Raw genomic sequence first — 19,500 nt, 5'->3', positions numbered from 1 at the left:
GCCGGAGGGGCGCAAAAGACGCGCAGGAGGAAGAAAGGAAGCGCTACTTTTTGTGAACAAAAAGTAGCAAAAAAACTTTGTTATGCTGGGCCATGGGCTGTGTCGGCGACAACGCCCACGGCCCAGCGTAAACAAAAGTTTTTGCGGCGCTTTTTTCAAAAAGCGCCCGCTTTCTTAGTGCATCGCGAAGACGCTGTACTGGCCGTCATGCCACTTCCAGATCGCATAGGCGGCATTCACCACATCGCCCTTGGAATCGAAGCTCAACGGGCCGAGCACGGTCTGCCACGGGCCGTCTTGCTTCAGGGTTTTGGCGACCACGCTGGGGGAGGTGGTCCCGGCGCGTTTGGCCGCTTCGGCCCAGACCTGGATGGCCGCGTAGGAATACAGCACATAGCCGGTCGGGTCTTCATGCAGCTTGGTCAGCTCGGCGACGGCTTTCGCCGCAGCGGGATCTTTTTCCGCCGGCGGGGAGAAGGTCATCAGCGTGCCTTCGGCCGCGGGGCCGGCGATTTGCCAGAGCGCCGAGGTCACCGCCGCGTCTTCCGAGAAATATTGCGGCGTGAAGCCCTGGGCCGCGCCTTCGCGCATGATCAGGCCCGTATCGGAATAGTAGCCGCCGAGATAGACCAGCGTGATGCCCTGCTGCTTGAGGCGGCTGATCAGCGCGGAATAATCCTTGTCGCCGGCGGTGTAGGAGGTGTTGTAGGCAACCGGTACGCCGAGCTTGCCGAGATTGGCGCGCACCTGGTCGGCGATGCCCTTGCCGTAGGTGGAATTGTCGTCCAGTACGGCGATTTTTGCGTTCTTGAAGTGCTCGGAGATATAAACAGCCGCCACTTTGCCCTGCTCGTCGTCGCGACCGCAGGTGCGGAAAATGAAGGGTGAGCCTTCATCGGTGTATTTCGGGTTGGTCGAGCCGGGGGAAATCTCGATGATGCCGTTGTCGGAATAGACCTTGCTGGCCGGGATCGAGGAGGCGGAGCAGAAATGCCCGTCCACCATCACCACGCCGTCCGAGACCAGCGTGTTCGCGGCGCTGACCGCGGTTTTGGGGTCGCAGGCATCGTCGACGGCGATTTCCTTTAGCTTCTGGCCATTGATGCCGCCGGCGGCGTTGATGTCGGCAATCGCCAGGTCGGCGCCGGTTTTCAATTGTTCGCCAAAGGCGGCGTTAGAACCGGTGAGCGGACCGGCGACGCCGATCTTGATCTGGGCCTGGGCCGACGCCGTGGCAGCGCAGCCAAGGGCCACGAAGGCAGCGGTCGCAAGAAGGATGTTACGCAAGGGAAGCCTCCTAACTAACAATGTTTTATTTCGCAAAACGCTTTTCCTGTATGCGCCTAATTTGTAGGCGGACTCAATGGCCGCCCTCAAGATAAGCGGCGCGAATCTCTGGCCTGGCTAAAAGTTCGGCACCTGTCCCGGCCATGGTGATCGCGCCGTTCACCAGCACATAGCCGCGATGGGCGAGGCGCAGCGCCTGGTTGGCGTTCTGCTCGACGAGCAGAACGGTGAGCCCGGTCTCCTCGTTCAATTGCCGGATGGCGGTGAAAATCTGTTTGATGACCAGCGGCGCCAGGCCGAGCGACGGCTCGTCGAGGAGCAGCAGTTTGGGCTTGCTCATCAGCGCGCGGGCGATCGCCAGCATCTGCTGCTCGCCGCCCGAAAGCGTGCCGCCGCGCTGGGAAAAACGCTCCTTCAGGCGCGGGAACAAAACGAAGACCAGTTCGAGCTGGCGGTCGTAATCGGCGAATTTCACCACCTGCGAGCCCATCAGCAGGTTTTCCTCGACGCTCATGCGCGGGAAGATCCGCCGCCCTTCCGGGGACTGCGCGATGGCGCGGCGCGCGATCTGGTGCGTCGGCAGCTTGGTGATGTCCTCACCGCGATAAACGATGCTGCCGGATTTCGCGCCTGGGCTGCCGCAGATCGTCATCATCAGCGTTGATTTGCCGGCGCCGTTGGCGCCGATCAACGTGACGATCTCGCCCTCATGCACATCGAGATCGACGTCGCGCAGCGCCTGGATCGGGCCGTAGAATGTGTTCACGCCGCGCAGCGACAAAAGCGGTTCGGTCACGAGCCGGCCTCCAGTTCGGCGCCGACGGGTGAGTCCGCATCGTCCTCGTCGCCTTCGCCGAGATAGGCGCTGATGACGGCCGGGTCGTTGCGGATTTCCACCCCGGTGCCGTCGGCGATTTTCTTGCCGTGGTCGAGCACCACGACATGGTCGGAGATTTTCATGACCACGCCCATATCGTGCTCGATCAGCAGCAGCGAGCAGCCTTGCGCGCGGATGTTCAGCAGCAGCTCGTTCAGCGCCGCGGATTCGCGCGGGTTCAGGCCGGCGGCGGGTTCGTCGAGGCAGAGCAGCACCGGGTCGGTGCACATGGCGCGGGCGATTTCCAGCCGGCGCTGCGCGCCGTAGGGCAGGGAGCCGGCGGCATCGTCGGCGCGTTCCAGCAGATGCGTCGCCTCCAGCCAATATTTGGCGCGTTCGATCGCCGCCCGTTCCGCCGCGCGATAGCCGCCGAGCCCGAGCACGCCGAGCACGCCGAAGCCGGTGGCGGCCTGCAGCCGGTTATGTTGCGCCACCAGCAGGTTCTCCAGCACCGACATGCCGTTGAACAGGCGGATATTCTGGAAGGTGCGGGCGACGCGGCCCTTTTTCGCGATCGCGTGGCCGGACATTTTGTCCAGCCGCAGCGCGTGGCCCGGCGCGTGGGCGATGGTGATGCTGCCGGAGGTCGGCTTGTAGAACCCGGTGATGCAGTTGAACACTGTGGTCTTGCCGGCGCCGTTGGGGCCGATGACCGCGGTGATGTTGCCGCGTTGGGCGGCGAAGCTGAGCCCGTTGACCGCCGTGAGGCCGCCGAAGCGCATGGTCAGCTCGCTGACGGAGAGAAGCGTGTCGGTCATGTGTCAGCCGCGTCCTTCGGAGAGCATGGCCGCGCCGATGAGTTTGGCTTTCCCGAGCGAGACGGTCGGCTGGCGCGTGGCGATGAAGCCGCGCGGTCGCACCACCATGATGACGACGAGCGCCAGGCCGAAGATGAGCATGCGGTAGATCTGCAGCGATTGCAGCAGTTCCGGCACGCCGATCATCACGCAGGCGGCCAGCACCACGCCGAGCTGGCTGCCGGCGCCGCCGAGCACGACGATGGCGAGCACGGTGGCGGATTCGATGAAGGTGAAACTGTCCGGGCTGATGAAGGCCTGGCGGGTGGCGAAGAAACAGCCGGCGAAGCCGGCGAACATCGCGCCGACGGCAAAAGCGGTGAGCTTGGTGTTGCGCAGATTGATGCCCAGCGAGCGGCAGGCGATCTCATCCTCGCGCAGCGCCTCCCAGGCGCGGCCCAGCGGCTGTTTGCGCAGGCGCAGCGTGACCCAGTTGGTGAGCAGAGCCAGCGCCAGGATGATGTAATAAAGATAGGTCGTGCGCTGTTTCGGGTCCGGGGTGAGGTGGAAAAACCCGGCGAACGTACCGGGACCGCCTGCCATGCTGAAGCTGAGGCCGAACAGGCTGGGGTGCGGAATGTCGGTGATGCCGTTCGGGCCGCCGGTGAGCGCGACCCAGTTGGTGATGACGAGGCGGACGATCTCGCCGAAGGCCAACGTGACGATGGCCAGGTAGTCGCCGCGCAGGCGCAGCACCGGAAAGCCGAGGCACATGCCCCAGAGCGCGGCGAGCAGCCCGGAAATCGGCAGGCATTCCCAGAAGCCGAGGCCGAAATTCTCCGACAGCAGCGCGAAGGAATAGGCCCCGACCGCATAGAAGGCGACGTAACCGAGATCGAGCAGCCCGGCGAGGCCGACGACGATGTTCAGACCCCAGCCGAGCATCACATACGTCATGATCAGCACGCCGAGGTCGATATAGGAGTTTTCGATGCCCGGGAGCAGCGGCATCGCCACCGCCGCGATCAGCAAAGCCGGGGCGATATATTTGCCGGCCTGGGCGGTTCCCGCCGAGAGTTTCACAGGGATGATGCGCGGGGGGCGGTGCTGATACCAGAGCAGCATCAAGAGGCGTGCGGCGAAGGTGAGCGCCACGGCGGCGGCGAGCAGCCCGGGCCGGGGCGAAAGGGTGAGGCTGCCGGCTTCGTTGTCGCCCAGCCTGAGCCCGAGGAACGGGCCGAACAGCAGCAATGCGGCGCCGGCGACGGCGGCGGAATCCTTGAGGATGGCGCCGAGATTTTTCATACCTTTTCCACCTCGTTGCGGCCGAGCAGGCCGGTCGGCATGAACATCAGCACGATCGCGAGAATGGAATAGACCGCTGCATCCTTGTAGGCGACGGTGGCATAGCCGGACCAGAACGCCTCGATCAGGCCGATCAGCAGCCCGCCCAGCACGGCGCCGGGCAGGGAGCCGATGCCGCCCAGCACGGCGGCGGTGAAGGCTTTGATGCCGGCATTGAAGCCGATGTAGAAATCGATGACGCCATAATAGAGCAGGAACATCACGCCGGCGACCGCGGCGAGCGCGGAGCCGATGATGAAGGTGTAGCTGATCGTGCGGTTGGTATCGATGCCGAGCAGGGCGGCCATTTTCGCATCCTGCTCGACCGCGCGCATGGCCCGGCCGAGCGGCGTTCTCGTCACGACATACGTGAACACCGCCAGGACGACGAGCGTGACGATGACGATGGCGATTTGCAGCCAGGTGAGCTGCACGGCGAAGCCGTTCTGCTTCATCAGCATGATGCCGCCGGGAATGAGGTTCGGGATCGCGCGTTCCAGCGCCCCCTGGCTGGTCTGCACATAATTCTCCAGCACGATCGACATGCCGATGGCGGAGATCAGCGGCGCCAGGCGGAAGGAACCGCGCAGCGGCCGGTAGGCGACGCGCTCGATGGAAAACCCGTACAGGGCGCAAAGGGCCGCGGACAGGATCAAGGCGGCCAGCAGCCCCAGCGGCACGGAAGTGATGCCCGAGAGCGCGGTGAGCACGATGATGCCGATGAACGCGCCGATCATGAACACGTCGCCATGGGCGAAATTGATCATGCCGATGATGCCGTAGACCATGGTGTACCCGATCGCGATCAGCCCATAGATCATGCCGAGCGTGATGCCGTTAATGAGCTGCTGGAGAGCGTAGGCCATGCGGTTCCTTGCAAAGCGGGGACAGTTCCCGAGATGATACGAACGGCGCCCGCCGGTCAATGTCGGATTTTTGTGCTCCGGGGGGCTTTTCTTCTCCAGGCGCTCTTGCTACAGGGCATCCCACGATGGGTGCATAGCTCAGTTGGTAGAGCAGCTGACTCTTAATCAGTAGGTCCAAGGTTCGAATCCTTGTGCACCCACCATCCAGCCCGGACATTTTTAGGCCTGTCGCGATACAGCGATGCGCGATCATCCCCGCTGCGGGGTGTGCCTGGGCTCGGCGCGTGACGCTGGCCAAGGTGGTCCGGCGCAAACATCCCACACCAGCCGACGCCGTTTGGTTCCCGTACGAAGTTTTTGAGTTGCGTTTCCCGGTGCGAGAATCGGTGGGCGTGGTCATGATGATCTGCGGATGATGATCTGCCAGCGCGCGGGGCCCTGCAGTCCGCATTTTGCCGTGAACAAAACAAGAAAATACGACAAAAATTGCGGCAAAAAAGGCAAAAAAATGAAATTTTTATTACACGCTTAAATTGAAAATCTCCTGTGCGACCAGGAGCTGGTTTCATCGTCGCTGCCGGCGAGAAATGTTGTTTAGACCTCAGAACAAATGGCTTTTAACGGAAGGTGAGCCGGGACTTTCGTCCGTGAGTTTTAAAAGCGTGGCGACAAGAGTTTTCGATAACGGATTGATTTTGTTTACGGGTTAATCTGCATTTTTGTGAGGTGTGATGGGAGTCGAGAAGCGCGTTCCGCGCGCCATGCCGTTTCGGCTGTCGCGCCGGGCAGGTTCGCGGTGGCCGGCGTTGCTCAGAAATATTAACGTTTAGGTCGCAAATCAAAACGCCGCGTTCGAGCGAATCGCATGGGTTTGGTGGGCTTTCCGTGTTTCATTGTTCTGGATTGTTCACGAAATTGATGCAAATGTTGGGGTAAATAACTATAAATGACGCTGTGGTGGGTGCCTGGATGCGCGTCTCGAAAGAATTTGATTCGTTCTAATAAAACAGAAGGTTGAACTTTTATGTACGTCGCGAAAGATGGCTTGCCGGTTGAACCTCTTCATCTCGATATCCCCTTCAGGAACGACCCGCGGGCCGAAATGGCGCGGCGCCTGCCGAAATTCGTCCAGCCTTTCCTCACCTGGTTGACCGCCAAACCGGCGCCGGGCGAGGCGCCGGCGCCCAGGAAGCCGGTTTTGTTCGTGGTCGAGGCTCTGTCGCTGGTGCTGGGCGGCGTCGCTCTGTCGATGGCCGCGCAGCTCTGGCTCGGCGCGCATGACCCGTTGTTCTGGGCGCTGCTGGGGCTGGGCCTGCTGGCGACGACCTCCGGCCTCGGCGTGTTCCAGGTGGTGATTTTCCACCATTGTTCGCACGGCACGGTGTTCAGCACCCGCGAGCGCAACCGCGCCGTCGGCCGGCTGATTTCAGCGCTGCTGCTGTTCAAGCATTTCGATGCCTACCAGCGCGAGCACATGCTGCATCACAACGCCAACAAGCTGTTTACCGACGATGACGAGTTCACCGATTTCGTCGTCGGCATTTGCGACCTGACCACCAAACTGGACCGCCGCGGCCTGTGGCTGCGGCTGGCCACGCTGCTCGTCTCGCCGGTCTGGCATGCGCGTTTCCTGGTGAAGCGCCTGCGCGGTAGCCTGCGCTCGCCCGAGCGGCTGCATAACCTGGTCGGCGTTGGTTTTCTGCTGTCGGTGGCCGCCATCGGCCTGGCGACGCACACGCTGGGGCTGATCGCGGTGGCCTGGCTGCTGCCGCTGACCGTGCTGCTGCAGGTCGCCACCGTGTTCCGCATTCTCTGCGAGCACCGTCTGCCGCCCGCCGAGGTGATTGCCGCGCGCGGCCCGAACCTGGTGTGCCAGGCGACCGCCGGCGTGTTTGCCGGCGCCACCCCGCCGCAGGAAGGTCTGGCGAAAGGGCGGGCTTTGCTGGCCTGGACCGGCTGGTGGGCGGAGATGCTGACCTGGCAAATGTTCGTGCGCCTGTTCGTGCTGGTGGGCGACGCGCCCTGCCATGATTTCCATCATCGCCGCCCCGGCAAGCGCTGGACGGATTATGCGCATAACCGCCAGGCGGATCTCGACGCCGGCAGCCCGGGCTTTCCGTTGAATTATGTGGACAGTTGGGGGTTGCTGCGTGCCATCGACCAGAATTTCCAGGCGATGGAACGTGCCCCGGCCGATCTATTGAGCTGACAGAAGGGACGCGGCGGGGCGGGGGTAACGCGCCGCCGCGTCCAGCCTGGCGTTGCTCGCGGGCAAAATGATGGTCACGCTGGTGCCCTGGCCCGACGCGCTCTCGATTTCCAGCTGGCCGCCATGGGCTTCGACCAGCTGTTTGACGATCGGCAGGCCCAGGCCGGCGCCGTGCGCGCTCTCATGCACGTCGTTGTCGAGCTGCACGAAAGGCTCCAGCACCCGCGGAATGTCCTCGGTCGGCATGCCGACGCCGGTATCGGCCACGAGGATCCGCAGGGTTCTGCTCTCGGTCAGTTCGGCGAAGATCGTGACGCGGCCGCCGGTCGGGGTGAATTTCAGCGCATTGCCGATGAGGTTCGCGAGAATCTGACGAAACCGGTCATAGTCGATCAAAGCCAGCAGCCCCGAAGCGGGCGCCTGCAGGACGAGGGCCGGCCCCTGCGACGCGGTCCGCGCGCCGAAGGCCCGCACGGCATTGCGCAACAGCTGTTCGACCGGCACCCAGTCCAGCCGCAATTGCGGCTTGGCGTTGCTGAGGCTGGAAAAATCCAGAATGTCCCGGGTGAGCGCGAGCAGCCGGCGCCCGGCATCGAGAATCTGGCTGGTGAATTCCTGGCGCTGGGCGCCTCGCGGCGCGCGCGGCCCGGTCTGCAGCAGCAGCTCGGAAAAGCCGATGATCGAGTTCAGCGGGGTGCCGAGCTCATGGCTGAGATTGGCCAGAAACCGCGCTCGTGCATTGCTCGCGGCCTCGGCAGCCTGTTTGGCCTCCTGCAACGTGGTTTCCGCGATGCGCCGCAGCAGCACATCGATATAGACCGCGAGGGCGACCTCCACGAGTTCCCGGTCGCCGGGTTCGAACGGGCGGTGAACGTTGCCCTCGAAGCGCTTGCCCAGCAGCAAGGCGCGCTTGCTCTCGGCGGCGTAGGACCAGAGTATGTAAGGCACGCCGATAATGTCCGTCAGCCCCGCGGCGGTGGCGCCGGGCGCCTGTCCGCCGGTCGTATACAGGAAATCCGGCGGGCCGTTCAGCTCGACGACCAGGCCGCTTTCCATGCCTACGGCATGCTCGATGATAAACTGCCCCGGCCGCGTGGCGGATTCCGCGAGCAGCGCGGCGCGGTCGCAGAGCGATGCGTCGATCACGGCGGCGAGCAGATGGTCGCCGATGGCGCTGGCCGGAATGTCGCGGTTGACGAGCTGGTAGCCCGCGCGCACCAGCCGGGCGACGATCTTGCTGCGCCTGGCCTCGCGGGCGACGCGGCCTTGTTCTTCCTGCAGGCGCAGCAGCCGGGCGCCGATGGCGTTATATTCGGCCTTGTAATATTCCAGCTCGCGTTCGAGCTGCGCACGGCTGGCCGGTGTGCCAGCGTTCATGCGGCGTATTTCAGGATGGTCAGCACGCCGGTCCAGTCGAGCGGCCGGCTGTAATGGCCGGCGAAAGGCGCGATCTCGACCCCCGAATAGAAGCCCATGAAGGGAAAGTCCGGCGCCAGCGTGCGCAGCACCGTTTCGGCCTCTTCGGTGTCGGCGCCGCTCATGATGCTGGCCCGGCCGGCGCAGTCGATATACAGGGCCAGGGCGCAAGGTGCGGCGCCGATCTCCTGCTTCAGCCGGGCCACGCCGCGTTCCGCCGAGTCCAGCATCAGCGTATTGTCGCGGCTCATGATCTGCACCCGTGTGCCGACGGCGAAATCCGGTTCGAACAAGGTGATCGAGCCGCGCGCCGGATTGGCCTGCAGGATCAGCCGGTTGACATATTGGTTCTCGTCATACGGCGCGAACGGATCGCCTTGTTTCTGCCCGAGCGTGGCCACCAAAGAGAGTTGTTGCCCGCTCGCGGTACCGAGCTCCAGCCCCAGCATGCGCTCGACCACGGTCAGCGCGGGTTCGTGGTTGAGTTCCAGAACCTCCGCCCCGTCGATCCTTGTGATGTCCATGAATGTGCTGACCGGACGGCAGCCATGCAGGATGGCGGTCGAGGCGTGCAGGCCGGGCGGGAAGACCAGGGCCACCATGGCGTGCTTGCGCACGTCGCCCTCGCAGAACAGCCAGCCATCCGACAGGTTGATGTCGGTGAGCAGGCCGCCGCCAATGACATGCAGCTGCCGGTCGCCAAGCCCGGCCTGGAAGCCTTCCATGATCTGGCTCGCCGGATGCAGCCGTAGCGGCACGCTGCTGGCCACGCTGTCGAACAGCAGCATCACCGCCGCGCCATCGTTGGTGCAATGCCGGACTCTGTTTCCCAGCGTCTGGCCGGCCTCGGTCTCGCTCTCGGCGAGGCCGGCGGTGGTGAGCACGGAAGGCGTGACATCCGCGCCCTTGAAGGCCATCAGGCCGATTTCGAAACCGCTATAGCCGCAGCCGGCGGCGCTGATCACGCCGGCCGCGGAACCGCCGGTCAGCGGCACCTCGCCGAAGTTCGCCTGCAACGCGGCCAGCACGGAAGCCGGCACATGCCGGCCGCCGACGAACGCCAAAATCAAATCCGGCGCCTCGATCCCCAGCCCCTCCTGGCAAAGCCGGACGGCTTCCTCGGGCTGGGTGTGGGCGGCATAGGACGTGCGGACCAGTCCGGTCATGACCCCACCTCGCCGTAGAGCGCCTCGCCGCTTTGGGGGGCGATGCACAGCGACACCATGTTGCGCCCCTGATGCTTGGCCTGATACAGCGCGCGGTCGGCGAGATCGATCAGGGACAGGGCCGTGCTGGCGCCGGACAAAGTGACGCCGATGCTCACCGTGACGCTCAGTTCGGCCTCGATGCGCATATGCTCGATGACGCTGCGGAGCTTCTCCGCAAGTTCCAGAGCCTGCCAGTCATGGGAAATGCCGTGGGCGACGACCAGGAATTCCTCGCCGCCGTAACGGCAGGTCATATCCGTCTCGCGGAGAGTCTGCCGCAACGTATCGGCCACCGCGCACAGCACTTTGTCGCCGGTACTGTGGCCGTGGCAATCGTTGATCATCTTGAAATAATCGACGTCGACCATGAGCACCGCGAAAGGGTCCCGGGCCGGGCTGGCGGCCAGGCGCTGCAGATGAGTGGTCATGAAACGGCGGTTATAAAGTTGCGTCAGCGGGTCGATCACCGCCATCTCCAACGCCGTCCCGACCTCATTGCGCAGCCGGTCCTGGTAGCGCTTGCGTTGAATATGATTGTTGACGCGCAGAAAGAATTCGGTCTCGTCCAGCGGCAGCGTCAGGCAGTCATTGGCGCCGAGATCGAGGCCGCAGACCAGGGCGTCGCGCTGGTCTGCGGCCGCGACCAGCAGCAGCGGCATGTCGCGGGTCGCCGCGGCGGCGCGCAGCCGGGCGACCAGGCGCAGCGGATCGCTCGCCAGCAGCGACAGGCTGAGGACGATGAGATCGAACGACATGTTCTGAATGGTTTGCAGGACGGCGTTGTCATGCTGAACCAGCACCGATCCGATGTTCTTCTGCGCGAGGATGTCGCGCATCCGCAGCGCGCGCGAGGGGAGATCGTCGATGATCAGCACGCTGCTGCTCTCTGCATTGGTCTGGTGCTGCGGCATGAGACCCAGCGAGGCGGCCGCCATGCCGCGCGCGCGCCATTCATCGAGCAGCTGTTTCAGGCGAATAATGCCGCGCAACCGCGCCAGCAAAATCGGGTGTTCGATCGGCTTGCTCAAAAACTCGTCGGCGCCGACGCGCAAACCCTGCTGGCGATCGGGCTGCTCCTTGAGGGCGGTGACCATGACGACGGGAATATGCGTGGTCGTGCTCTGCGATTTGAGCCGGCGGCACACTTCGTAGCCGTCCATGTCCGGCATCAGCACGTCCAGCAAAATCGCATCGGGTTGCCAGTCCGAGGCGATCTCCTGCACGTCACGCCCGTTGCTGACGGTTCTGACGTCGTAATATTCCGCATTCAGCCGCGCTGCTAACAGCCGGCCGTTTGAGGGAACGTCATCAACAACCAGAAGTCGTGCCGTCAACACATGCTCCCTGCAACCAAAGATTGCGTCATCCGCGGCAAGCGAGGCGATGAAAACGCACAGCCGTTAGTTCTAGGCTTTGTCTCAATCAAAACGGACCTCGATGCGCCATTCGTACGCCAGGGGAGAGTCGCCCTCAGGCAACCGGCACTTTAGAAATCATAACATAGCTTTAATGCTCAGGCCAGCAAGAAGCTCAGAGCGGGCAGACGTTTTGTTCGTATCAAGAATATTTGAGGGCTGGAACGGTCGGCCGCTCTGCAGGCATGCACTCCGGCGGCTTCATGGCGAGCCTCACCGAAATTCCATGGCCACCGTTTTCCTCACCTCGCAGGCATGTCATACAAGATTCGTGCCTAATATATTTTTGATTACGCAATTATCTCTGGTTAGCATAATGAATCGCGCCAGCCTATGCTTGGGCGAACTTTTTTCGGCGCGTGGAGGGGGATGGTTAGACAGATTCTCTAACCAGTTGCGCGTGGCCGGGAATGAAACATGGATAACATTTTAGAGAGCGGGCGTTTGGCGCGGCGCGCATGAGAATCGGTTGGGCCAGGCTTGAGTCCGGCGGCCTGCTCGGCCACAACCCCGGCATGACCTCACCTCCGCTGCTGTTGCTCACCGATATCCGCGTCACCCTCGGGACCGTGCCCTTGCTTGACGGCGCCGGGCTTGGCGTCGGGGCGGGGGAGCGCATCTGCCTGGTCGGCCGCAACGGCTCGGGAAAATCGACGCTGCTCAAGATCGCCTCCGGCGAGGTCGCCTTCGATGATGGCACGCGTTTCCTGCAGCCGGGCACGACCATGCGCTACTTGCCGCAGGAGCCGGATCTGTCGGCCTTCGCCAATACCATGGATTATGTGGTCGCCGGGCTGGGGCCGAATGACGAGGAGTACCGCGCCCGGTATCTGCTCGAGCAATTGGGCCTCACCGGCCTCGAAAAGCCGGAAAACCTCTCCGGTGGCGAGGCGCGGCGGGCCGCCCTGGCGCGCACCCTGGCGCCGGATCCGGACCTGCTGCTGCTCGACGAGCCGACCAACCATCTCGACCTGCCGGCCATCGAATGGCTGGAATCGGAGCTGAAATCCCTGTCGGCCGGCATCGTGCTGATCAGCCATGACCGCCGGCTTCTGGAGAAGCTCTCGCGCAGCATCGTGTGGCTGGACCGTGGCCAGACCCGGCGGTTGGACCGCGGCTTCGCGCATTTCGAGGCCTGGCGGGACGAGGTGCTGGAACAGGAAGAGAAAGAATTCCACAAGCTCGGCCGGCAGATTGCCCGTGAGGAAGACTGGCTGCGCTATGGCGTGACCGCGCGGCGCAAGCGCAATGTGCGTCGCGTGGCCGGGCTGGCGGCGCTGCGCCAGGCCAAGCGCGAGCACAACCATCAGGCCGAGGCGTCGAAAATGGTCGCCGCCGATGCCGCGACCTCCGGCAAGCTCGTGGTGGTGGCGGAAGCCATGTCGAAATCATACGGCGACCGGCCGATCGTGAAACAGCTCGATTTGCGGGTGCTGCGCGGCGACCGGCTGGGCATTGTCGGGCCGAACGGGGCCGGCAAATCCACCTTGCTGAAACTGTTCACCGGGAAAGAGACGCCGGAGTCCGGCAGCGTCAAGCTCGGCGCCAGCCTTAATGTCATCACGCTGGACCAGCAGCGCGCGGCGCTCAACCCCGGTGTGAGCCTGGCCGACACCCTGACCGGCGGCAAGAGCGACATGGTGGATGTCGGCGGCCAGTCGCGCCACGTGATCGGCTATATGAAGGATTTCTTGTTCAAGCCCGAACAGGCGCGCACTCCGGTCGGCACCTTGTCCGGCGGCGAGCGCGGCCGGCTGCTGCTGGCGGTGGCGCTGGCGAAACCCTCCAACCTGCTGATCCTCGACGAGCCGACCAACGATCTGGACCTGGAGACGCTGGACCTGCTGCAGGAAATGCTCGGCGATTATCCGGGCACCGTGCTGCTGGTCAGCCATGACCGCGATTTTCTCGACCGCGTGGCGTCCTCGACCCTGGCCGCGGAAGGGGCAGGGCGCTGGGTGGAATATGCCGGCGGTTACAGCGATATGTTGGCGCAGCGCGGCGAGGTGGCCGGCGTGGCGAAAGCGAAGGCCAAAGCGGCCCGCGCCGCACCGGCGCCGGCCACGCAAGCCGCCACGCCCGGAAAACTCTCCTTCAAGCAGCAGCACGAGCTGAAAACGCTGAACGCCGAGATTGCGAGCCTGCAGGCCGAGATCAAACGGCATGAGGCGGTGCTGGCGGAGCCAGACCTCTACAGCCGGGATCTGAAAAAATTCAACGGCGCGTCACAGAGTTTGGCGGCGGCGCAGGCGCGGCTGGGCGCGGCGGAGGAACGCTGGCTGGAGTTGGAAATGCTGCAGGCAGGCTGAAGTAAAAGAACAAAGAAAGTAGCCGCTTTTTAAAAAAAGCGGCGCAAAAATTTTTGTGACTCTGGGCCGTGGGCGTTGTCGCTGACAAAGCCCACGGCCCAGAGTAAATAAAGTTTTTTTGCTACTTTTTGTTCACAAAAAGTAGCGCTTCCTTCCTTTTACGGCGCGACCGCAGTCGGGTCGGTCTTCGGCCGCGGGTTGAAGTCCGCGGGGATGTGGTTGACGATGCCCTGCGCATAGTCGGTCGGCACGATGCCGATCACGCGGCAGCCCTGGTTGTCGTCAGGCGGGATCGCATCGACATCCGGGGTCATCGCGTAAGAAGCCGGCAGCGGCTTGGCCTTGCCTTCCAGACGGGCCGGATCGAAGGCCGAGAGCAGATTGCCGATGCCGGGCGTCAGATCGTCCGCCGGGCCGAGATTGTCCTGATGAAACATCTTTTCGCCGACCATGCGCGCTTTCAGTTCGTCGGGCAGATCCGCGAGCGGCGGCAACCCATAGAGCAGGTCCACGAACTTGATCACGCTGGCATGGTCGCCGCTCTCATGGCTCACCACATGCGCGCGGGCATAGGGCGAGATGACGATCAGCGGAATGCGCGGCCCGCGGGAAAGCGGCAGGCCCTGCGGATCGAAGGCTGTGAAGACCGGCGGCACATGGTCGTAATCGCCTTCGGATTCATCGTAGGTGATGATGATCGCCGCGTTCTTCCAGTATTTGCTGTGGGCGATGGCATTGACCTCGCGCGCCACCAGCGCTTCAGAGATCGCCGCGTCGGAATAGCCGGGGTGGTCGTCGTCGCCCAGGAAATGCTTCTGCACGGCAGCATCCGGCGAGGCCGGCTTGAGGTTGGCGATATTCTTGTAGCCGCCGCGGATATAATAGATGCCGCCGGCCGGGGCGAGCTTGTCGGCGGCGACGTCGGAGAAGAAGTCGCCGAGACCGTGCAGATGCGCCGTCATCTGCGGATTGTTCGACACGTAGCCGAAATATTGCGGCCCGTTATGGTGGCCGATATAGCCGGTATGCAACTGGTCGCCCTTGTCGTTGGGTTCGCGATCATAGCCTTCCTCATACCAGCCCCAGGCCACTTGTTTCGCCTTTGAAGCGGCGATCGCGGGGATGTCCTGCTGCACATCGGCGAGGTCCGTGGAGGGGGCGCGATCCGCCGCCGTCACGCTCTTCGCCTTGGTGCCGGTAAAGGTCAGCGGCAGCGACGCGTAGGTCTGGTTCAGCGCGTAAGGCGGGTGGTCCTTGGGGTTCTGGGGCAGGCCGCTATGATCATCGCCGGTGCCCGAGCCCCAGAGCGGGTCGTCGTCGCTGACCACCGGTTCGCCGACGCCTTTCGGCAGGTCCTTGGCGCCGACCGCCTCATCCGGGTGCTCCACCCATTGCGTCTCGCCGGTCTGGCCAGCGATCACATCGATGGCGGCCGGCGTCGATGGGCCGATCGTGTGCTGGTAGAAATTGTCGAACAGCACGAAGCGGCTGGCGAAATTCCAGAGATAGGGGACGGTGTCGCAGTCCTCATAGGCCATTTCGAGTTCGCCATACTGCTTGGCCATCAGTGAAGGTTTGCTTTGCCCCTTCATATATCTCTGTTCCTCGCCCAGCGCGAAGCGGTCCATTTTCGCCTGGCCGTCGACCACGTCCATTTTCTTGCCCATGCCGGCATGCGAATGGTCGACGTCATCGGTATCGGCGGCGTACTGCGCCGGGCCGATGCGGAAGGGCGAGATCATCGACATCGTGCCGTCAATGTTCTCGATCGGCTGGGAGAAGCCCGGTGTCTGCGCGGCCGGCTGGCTGAACAGGCCATTAGCGCCCGGGAACGTGCCGAAATAGGAATCGAAGGAACGATTTTCCTGGAAGATGACGAACACGTATTTCACGTGCTTGCGCAGCAGGGCGATTTCCTGCGCGGTGCTGATCGCCGGCTCATGCGCGACCATCATGGCGCGCGCCGCGGCCGGGCCATCCGGTTGCGGCGTGACCACCGGGTCGGCGAAGGCAAGCGGCGCCTGGAACATGGCGGCGGCCGCCGCCAGAGCGGTGCCGCGCTTGCATAGTTCTTTCATTCTCATGGTTTATGTCCTGACGGTTCGAGCGGCCAGTGCGGCCCAGGCCATGCATCACTAACCTGCGGGTAGGCCGCGCCCATGCCGACCAGCTTCTTTGCCGCGGCGGGCACGCCGACGCCCGAAAATGGGTTGGTGATGCATTTCAGCATGGGCGTTTGGTAGCCTGCCCATAACGTTTTCGCGAGGGGGCGAGGATGACTCTTTTATGTTATCCGTTTTCCAGAAAATTCTGGACTCAAATGCTCCTTTTTGTTAACTGAACTTCCCGTATTTCGTTCCGGCTGTTGAAGGAGGGGTGAATGGACATTGTCATGCTCGTGCTTCGCCCTGCCGGAACGCGTGGCGGCCTCGGTGTTGTTGGGATCGTACGCTAGCGCTTCCGACCGCCGTTTCTCCTTCTCAATTCTTCCAAAATTCTTCGCGAAAGGCCGGCCCTGCTAGGGGGCGGATTTTTCCTATGGCTCTCAATAAGAGCAGCGCCCGCCCGATGGGGGCGGTGCTGGCGTTCCTGTTCCGGCGCTGGGCGGAGCACAAGCTGCTGGTCGCCGGCACCGCCGGGGCGATGATCGCCGCGACGATGACCGACGTGTTTCTGCCGGTGTTTGCCGGCCATCTCGTCACCGCCGTGGCGGATGCCGGCGCGCACCGGGCGGCTGCCTTGCATGGCGCGCTGGCGGCGCTGGCCGTGATGGCGGCACTCGGCGTGGCGCAGACGGCACTGCGTTACGCGGTGTTTCGCGGCATCGTGCGTCTCACTTTGCGCGTCATGGCCGATGTGGCGCGCGCCGCCTTCTACCGGGTGCAGCGTCTCTCCTCCGATTGGCACGCCAACAGCTTCTCGGGCTCCGTGCAGCGCAAGATCACGCGCGGCATGTGGGCGCTCGACATGTTGAACGACACGCTGCTGCTGACGCTGCTGCCGGCGCTCTCCGTGCTTGTCGGCTCCTCCATCGTGCTTGGTCTGCATTGGCCGGTTATGGGGGCGGTGCTGGCGGTCGGCTCGGCGCTTTATATCACGTTGGCGGCGACGCTCTCGGTGCGCTGGGTTGCCCCCGCCGCGCAACTTTCCAATCGCTGGGACACGCGGGTCGGCGGCGCGCTGGCCGATGCGATCTCCTGCAATGCGGTGGTGAAGGCCTTCGGCGCAGAACATCGTGAAGACGACATCCTGCGGAGCGTCCTTGAAAAATGGAGCCATCGCACCCGCCGCACCTGGGTGCGGGGCACGGCGTCGGGAACCATCCAGGGCGTCGCTTTGCTCGCGCTACGCACTGCCGTTACCGGCCTTGCCGTCGCGCTCTGGTGGTTCGGCCGTGCCTCGCCGGGCGACGTCGCGTCCGTGCTCACCGCTTATTTCATCGTGCTCGGCTATCTGCGCGACGTCGGTTTCCACATCGCCAATCTGCAGCGCGGGGTGAACGAGATGGAAGAATTGGTCGCGCTGCACAGCCAGGATCTGGGCGTGGAAGACCGGCCGGACGCGGCGCCGATCAGGATCGGTGCCGGCGAGATCCGCTTCGACCATGTGCAGTTTCGCTATGGGCCTTCCGTGACGCCGCTCTTCGAGGATTTCTCGCTGACGATTCGGGCCGGCGAGCGCGTCGGCCTGGTCGGGCATTCCGGCTCCGGCAAGACGAGTTTCGTCAAGCTGGTCCAGCGCCTGCACGATGTGACCGGCGGGCGGATTCTGATCGACGGACAGGATATCGCGGCGGTGAAGCAGAATTCCCTGCGCGCGCAGATCGCCATCGTCGCGCAGGAGCCGATTTTGTTTCACCGCTCCCTGGCGGAGAACATCGCCTACGGACGGCCGAATGCCACGATGGCGGAGATCGAGCAGGCGGGTTGGCTCGCCAATGCGCATGAATTTATCTCCCGGCTGCCGAAAGCCTATGGCACGCTGGTCGGCGAGCGCGGCGTTAAACTTTCCGGCGGCGAGCGTCAGCGCGTCGCGATCGCCCGGGCCTTTCTGGCCGATGCGCCGATCCTGATCCTGGACGAGGCCACCGCCAGCCTCGATTCGGAATCCGAGGCGCTGATCCAGGAGGCGATGGAACGGTTGATGACGGGCCGCACCGTGATCGTCGTCGCCCACCGCCTCTCCACGGTGCGGGCGCTGGACCGGATATTGGTGTTCGAGCGTGGGCGGGTGATCGAGGACGGGCCTCATAACGCTCTGTTAGTTCTGGACGGCGGCGTCTATCGCCGGCTGTTCGAGCGGCAGGCGATGGGGTTGTTGCCGGAGAAAAGTGAAGGGTGAAGGAAGGAAGCGCTACTTTTTGTGAACAAAAAGTAGCAAAAAAACTTTGTTATGCTGGGCCATAGGCGTTGTCAGCGACACAGCCTCAGGCCCAGCATCAAAAAAGTTTTTGCGCCGCTTTTTTCAAAAAGCGGCCTCTTCCTTTCTAATCCTTATCCACATACGGATTATCCGTGCCGCGCAGCATGAGGCGGATCGGCACGCCGGGCATTTCGAACGCCTCGCGCAGGGAATTCACGAGGTAGCGCTGATAGCTCTCCGGCACCTGCTCGGCGCGGGTGCCGAACAGGGCAAAGCTCGGCGGGCGGGCTTTCACCTGGGTGATGTAGCGCAGCTTCAGCCGGCGGCCGCTCACCAGCGGCGGCGGAAACCGCTCCAGCGCCGCGTCGAACCAGCGGTTCAGCGCGCTGGTGGGGATGCGCAGATTCCATTTCTCATAGGTTGCGCGGAGCGCGGGGAATAATTTGTCGATCCCTTCGCCGGTCTCGCCGGACAGCGGCACGATTGTGATGCCCTTCATCTGGCTGAGCGAGATGGAAATCCGCTCCAAGGCCGCCTGGCGCGCGCCGCCGCGATCGTCCACCGCATCCCATTTGGTCAGGGCGATCACGCAAGCGCGGCCCTCGCGCTCGATCAGCCGGGCGATGTGCAAATCCTGCTCCTCGACGCCGACCGTCGCGTCGATCGCCAGCACCACCATCTCCGCACGCTTCAGCGCCTCGATAGACGAGGAGGTGGACATCCGCTCCAGGCCCTCATCGACCTTGGCGCGCTTGCGCAGGCCGGCCGTGTCCACGAGCCGGTAAAGCTGGCCGTCCGGCCCGCTGAGCTCCACCGACACCGCATCGCGCGTCAGCCCGGGTTCCGGCCCGGTGATCATCCGCTGCTCGCCGAGCAAATAGTTCATCAGCGTCGATTTGCCGGCATTCGGCCGCCCGACGATGGCGAAATGCAGCGGCAGGTTTTGCCCGGCTTCACCCTCTTCGCTGTCCGGCGCCGGCAGGCGCTCGGCGATCTCCCGCATCAGATCGTACACGCCTTCATTGTGCTCGGCGGAAATGGCCACCGGATCGCCCAACCCCAGCTCATAGGCCTCCATGGCCGCCGCCGCGCCGCCGCGCCCCTCGGCCTTGTTCGCCACCACCAGCACCGGCTTGCCGGAGCGGCGCAGCCATGACGCGAAATGCCGGTCCTCAGGCAGCAGCCCGCTGCGCGCGTCGAACACGAACAGCACCAGGTCGGCGTGCTCCACCGCGGCGCCGGTCGAGGCGCGCATGCGCCCGGGCAGGGTGTCGGGGGCCGCTTCTTCAAGCCCCGCCGTATCCACCAGCAGCACCTTGGTGCCGGCCAGCACGGCTTGCGCCTCCTTGCGGTCGCGCGTCACGCCGGGCGTGTCGGCCACCAGCGCGAGCCGGCTCCCCACGAGCCGGTTGAACAGCGTGGACTTGCCTACATTCGGGCGGCCGGCGATGACGACGTGAGGGATCATGA

General features: G+C 63.8%; 13 protein-coding genes and 1 tRNA gene. 4 read left to right on the top strand and 10 right to left on the bottom strand.

Annotated features, from left to right (window positions below; genetic code table 11):
- Window positions 1-174: 174 nt before the first annotated feature.
- The 5 genes from VNC39_RS00580 to VNC39_RS00560 all read right to left on the bottom strand — a co-directional run bounded on the left by VNC39_RS00580 (window position 175) and on the right by VNC39_RS00560 (window position 5,111).
- Complete coding sequence (locus VNC39_RS00580; RefSeq protein WP_325395124.1) at window positions 175-1,287, bottom strand: ABC transporter substrate-binding protein; 1,113 nt, start codon at window positions 1,285-1,287, stop codon at window positions 175-177.
- A gap of 73 nt (window positions 1,288-1,360) precedes the next feature.
- On the bottom strand, window positions 1,361-2,083 hold the full coding sequence (locus VNC39_RS00575; protein WP_325395122.1) for an ABC transporter ATP-binding protein: 723 nt from the start codon (window positions 2,081-2,083) through the stop codon (window positions 1,361-1,363).
- Complete coding sequence (locus VNC39_RS00570) at window positions 2,080-2,922, bottom strand: ABC transporter ATP-binding protein (protein ID WP_325395120.1); 843 nt, start codon at window positions 2,920-2,922, stop codon at window positions 2,080-2,082. The genes VNC39_RS00575 and VNC39_RS00570 overlap by 4 nt, the downstream gene beginning before the upstream one ends.
- Before the next feature lie 3 nt (window positions 2,923-2,925).
- Window positions 2,926-4,206 carry a high-affinity branched-chain amino acid ABC transporter permease LivM gene (gene livM, locus VNC39_RS00565; RefSeq protein WP_325395118.1) on the bottom strand — a complete coding sequence of 427 codons (1,281 nt, stop codon included), beginning with the start codon at window positions 4,204-4,206 and terminating at the stop codon, window positions 2,926-2,928.
- A complete protein-coding gene (locus VNC39_RS00560) occupies window positions 4,203-5,111 on the bottom strand; it encodes an ABC transporter permease subunit (RefSeq protein WP_325395116.1) in 909 nt (302 codons plus the stop codon). The genes livM and VNC39_RS00560 overlap by 4 nt, the downstream gene beginning before the upstream one ends.
- Window positions 5,112-5,238: 127 nt before the next feature.
- On the opposite strand from VNC39_RS00560, the gene VNC39_RS00555 reads away from it, so the two are divergent.
- Window positions 5,239-5,314, top strand: a tRNA-Lys gene (locus VNC39_RS00555).
- An 842-nt stretch (window positions 5,315-6,156) separates the two neighbouring features.
- Window positions 6,157-7,320 carry a fatty acid desaturase gene (locus VNC39_RS00550; RefSeq protein WP_325395114.1) on the top strand — a complete coding sequence of 388 codons (1,164 nt, stop codon included), beginning with the start codon at window positions 6,157-6,159 and terminating at the stop codon, window positions 7,318-7,320.
- On the opposite strand, the gene VNC39_RS00545 is transcribed toward VNC39_RS00550, so the two are convergent.
- Genes VNC39_RS00545 through VNC39_RS00535 form a run of 3 tightly spaced genes read right to left on the bottom strand, consistent with a single transcriptional unit; the run spans window position 7,309 to window position 11,278 of the window.
- The gene (locus VNC39_RS00545; RefSeq protein WP_325395112.1) at window positions 7,309-8,697 is read right to left on the bottom strand and encodes a sensor histidine kinase; all 1,389 of its coding nucleotides are present in this window, start codon (window positions 8,695-8,697) and stop codon (window positions 7,309-7,311) included. The two genes, VNC39_RS00550 and VNC39_RS00545, sit on opposite strands and share 12 nt — an antisense overlap.
- On the bottom strand, window positions 8,694-9,902 hold the full coding sequence (locus VNC39_RS00540; RefSeq protein ID WP_325395110.1) for an FIST signal transduction protein: 1,209 nt from the start codon (window positions 9,900-9,902) through the stop codon (window positions 8,694-8,696). The genes VNC39_RS00545 and VNC39_RS00540 overlap by 4 nt, the downstream gene beginning before the upstream one ends.
- Window positions 9,899-11,278, bottom strand: coding sequence for a PleD family two-component system response regulator (locus VNC39_RS00535; RefSeq protein WP_325395108.1), 1,380 nt, complete (start codon window positions 11,276-11,278; stop codon window positions 9,899-9,901). Before VNC39_RS00535 ends, VNC39_RS00540 begins: the two co-directional genes overlap by 4 nt.
- 596 nt (window positions 11,279-11,874) lie before the next feature.
- On the opposite strand from VNC39_RS00535, the gene VNC39_RS00530 reads away from it, so the two are divergent.
- Window positions 11,875-13,668 (top strand): ABC-F family ATP-binding cassette domain-containing protein, encoded by a 1,794-nt coding sequence (locus VNC39_RS00530; RefSeq protein WP_325395128.1) that lies wholly within the window; start codon window positions 11,875-11,877, stop codon window positions 13,666-13,668.
- A 158-nt stretch (window positions 13,669-13,826) separates the two neighbouring features.
- Here the strand turns inward: VNC39_RS00530 and VNC39_RS00525 are convergent, their stop codons facing one another.
- Window positions 13,827-15,752, bottom strand: coding sequence for a phospholipase C (locus tag VNC39_RS00525; RefSeq protein WP_325395106.1), 1,926 nt, complete (start codon window positions 15,750-15,752; stop codon window positions 13,827-13,829).
- 454 nt (window positions 15,753-16,206) lie between these two features.
- Here VNC39_RS00525 and VNC39_RS00520 point away from each other — a divergent pair, with 454 nt between their 5' ends.
- Window positions 16,207-18,009, top strand: a complete 1,803-nt coding sequence (locus VNC39_RS00520) for an ABC transporter ATP-binding protein (RefSeq protein ID WP_325395103.1) — start codon at window positions 16,207-16,209, stop codon at window positions 18,007-18,009.
- A gap of 145 nt (window positions 18,010-18,154) precedes the next feature.
- On the opposite strand, the gene der is transcribed toward VNC39_RS00520, so the two are convergent.
- On the bottom strand, window positions 18,155-19,498 hold the full coding sequence (gene der, locus VNC39_RS00515) for a ribosome biogenesis GTPase Der (RefSeq protein WP_325395101.1): 1,344 nt from the start codon (window positions 19,496-19,498) through the stop codon (window positions 18,155-18,157).
- Window positions 19,499-19,500 lie beyond the last annotated feature (2 nt).

It is taken from the genome of Acidocella sp., from assembly GCF_035535915.1.
Taxonomy (GTDB): domain Bacteria; phylum Pseudomonadota; class Alphaproteobacteria; order Acetobacterales; family Acetobacteraceae; genus Acidocella.
Note: the sequence above shows the minus strand (reverse complement) of the source record. Positions and strands in the feature narration are given on the sequence as shown.

Excerpts from the sequence above, each read along its gene's own strand:
- VNC39_RS00570 (WP_325395120.1), bottom strand. The coding sequence starts at position 2,922 with ATGACCGACACGCTTCTCTCCGTCAGCGAGCTGACCATGCGCTTCGGC.
- livM (WP_325395118.1), bottom strand. The coding sequence starts at position 4,206 with ATGAAAAATCTCGGCGCCATCCTCAAGGATTCCGCCGCCGTCGCCGGC.
- VNC39_RS00560 (WP_325395116.1), bottom strand. The coding sequence starts at position 5,111 with ATGGCCTACGCTCTCCAGCAGCTCATTAACGGCATCACGCTCGGCATG.
- VNC39_RS00545 (WP_325395112.1), bottom strand. The coding sequence starts at position 8,697 with ATGAACGCTGGCACACCGGCCAGCCGTGCGCAGCTCGAACGCGAGCTG.
- VNC39_RS00540 (WP_325395110.1), bottom strand. The coding sequence starts at position 9,902 with ATGACCGGACTGGTCCGCACGTCCTATGCCGCCCACACCCAGCCCGAG.
- VNC39_RS00530 (WP_325395128.1), top strand. The coding sequence starts at position 11,875 with ATGACCTCACCTCCGCTGCTGTTGCTCACCGATATCCGCGTCACCCTC.
- VNC39_RS00525 (WP_325395106.1), bottom strand. The coding sequence starts at position 15,752 with ATGAGAATGAAAGAACTATGCAAGCGCGGCACCGCTCTGGCGGCGGCC.
- VNC39_RS00520 (WP_325395103.1), top strand. The coding sequence starts at position 16,207 with ATGGCTCTCAATAAGAGCAGCGCCCGCCCGATGGGGGCGGTGCTGGCG.
- der (WP_325395101.1), bottom strand. The coding sequence starts at position 19,498 with ATGATCCCTCACGTCGTCATCGCCGGCCGCCCGAATGTAGGCAAGTCC.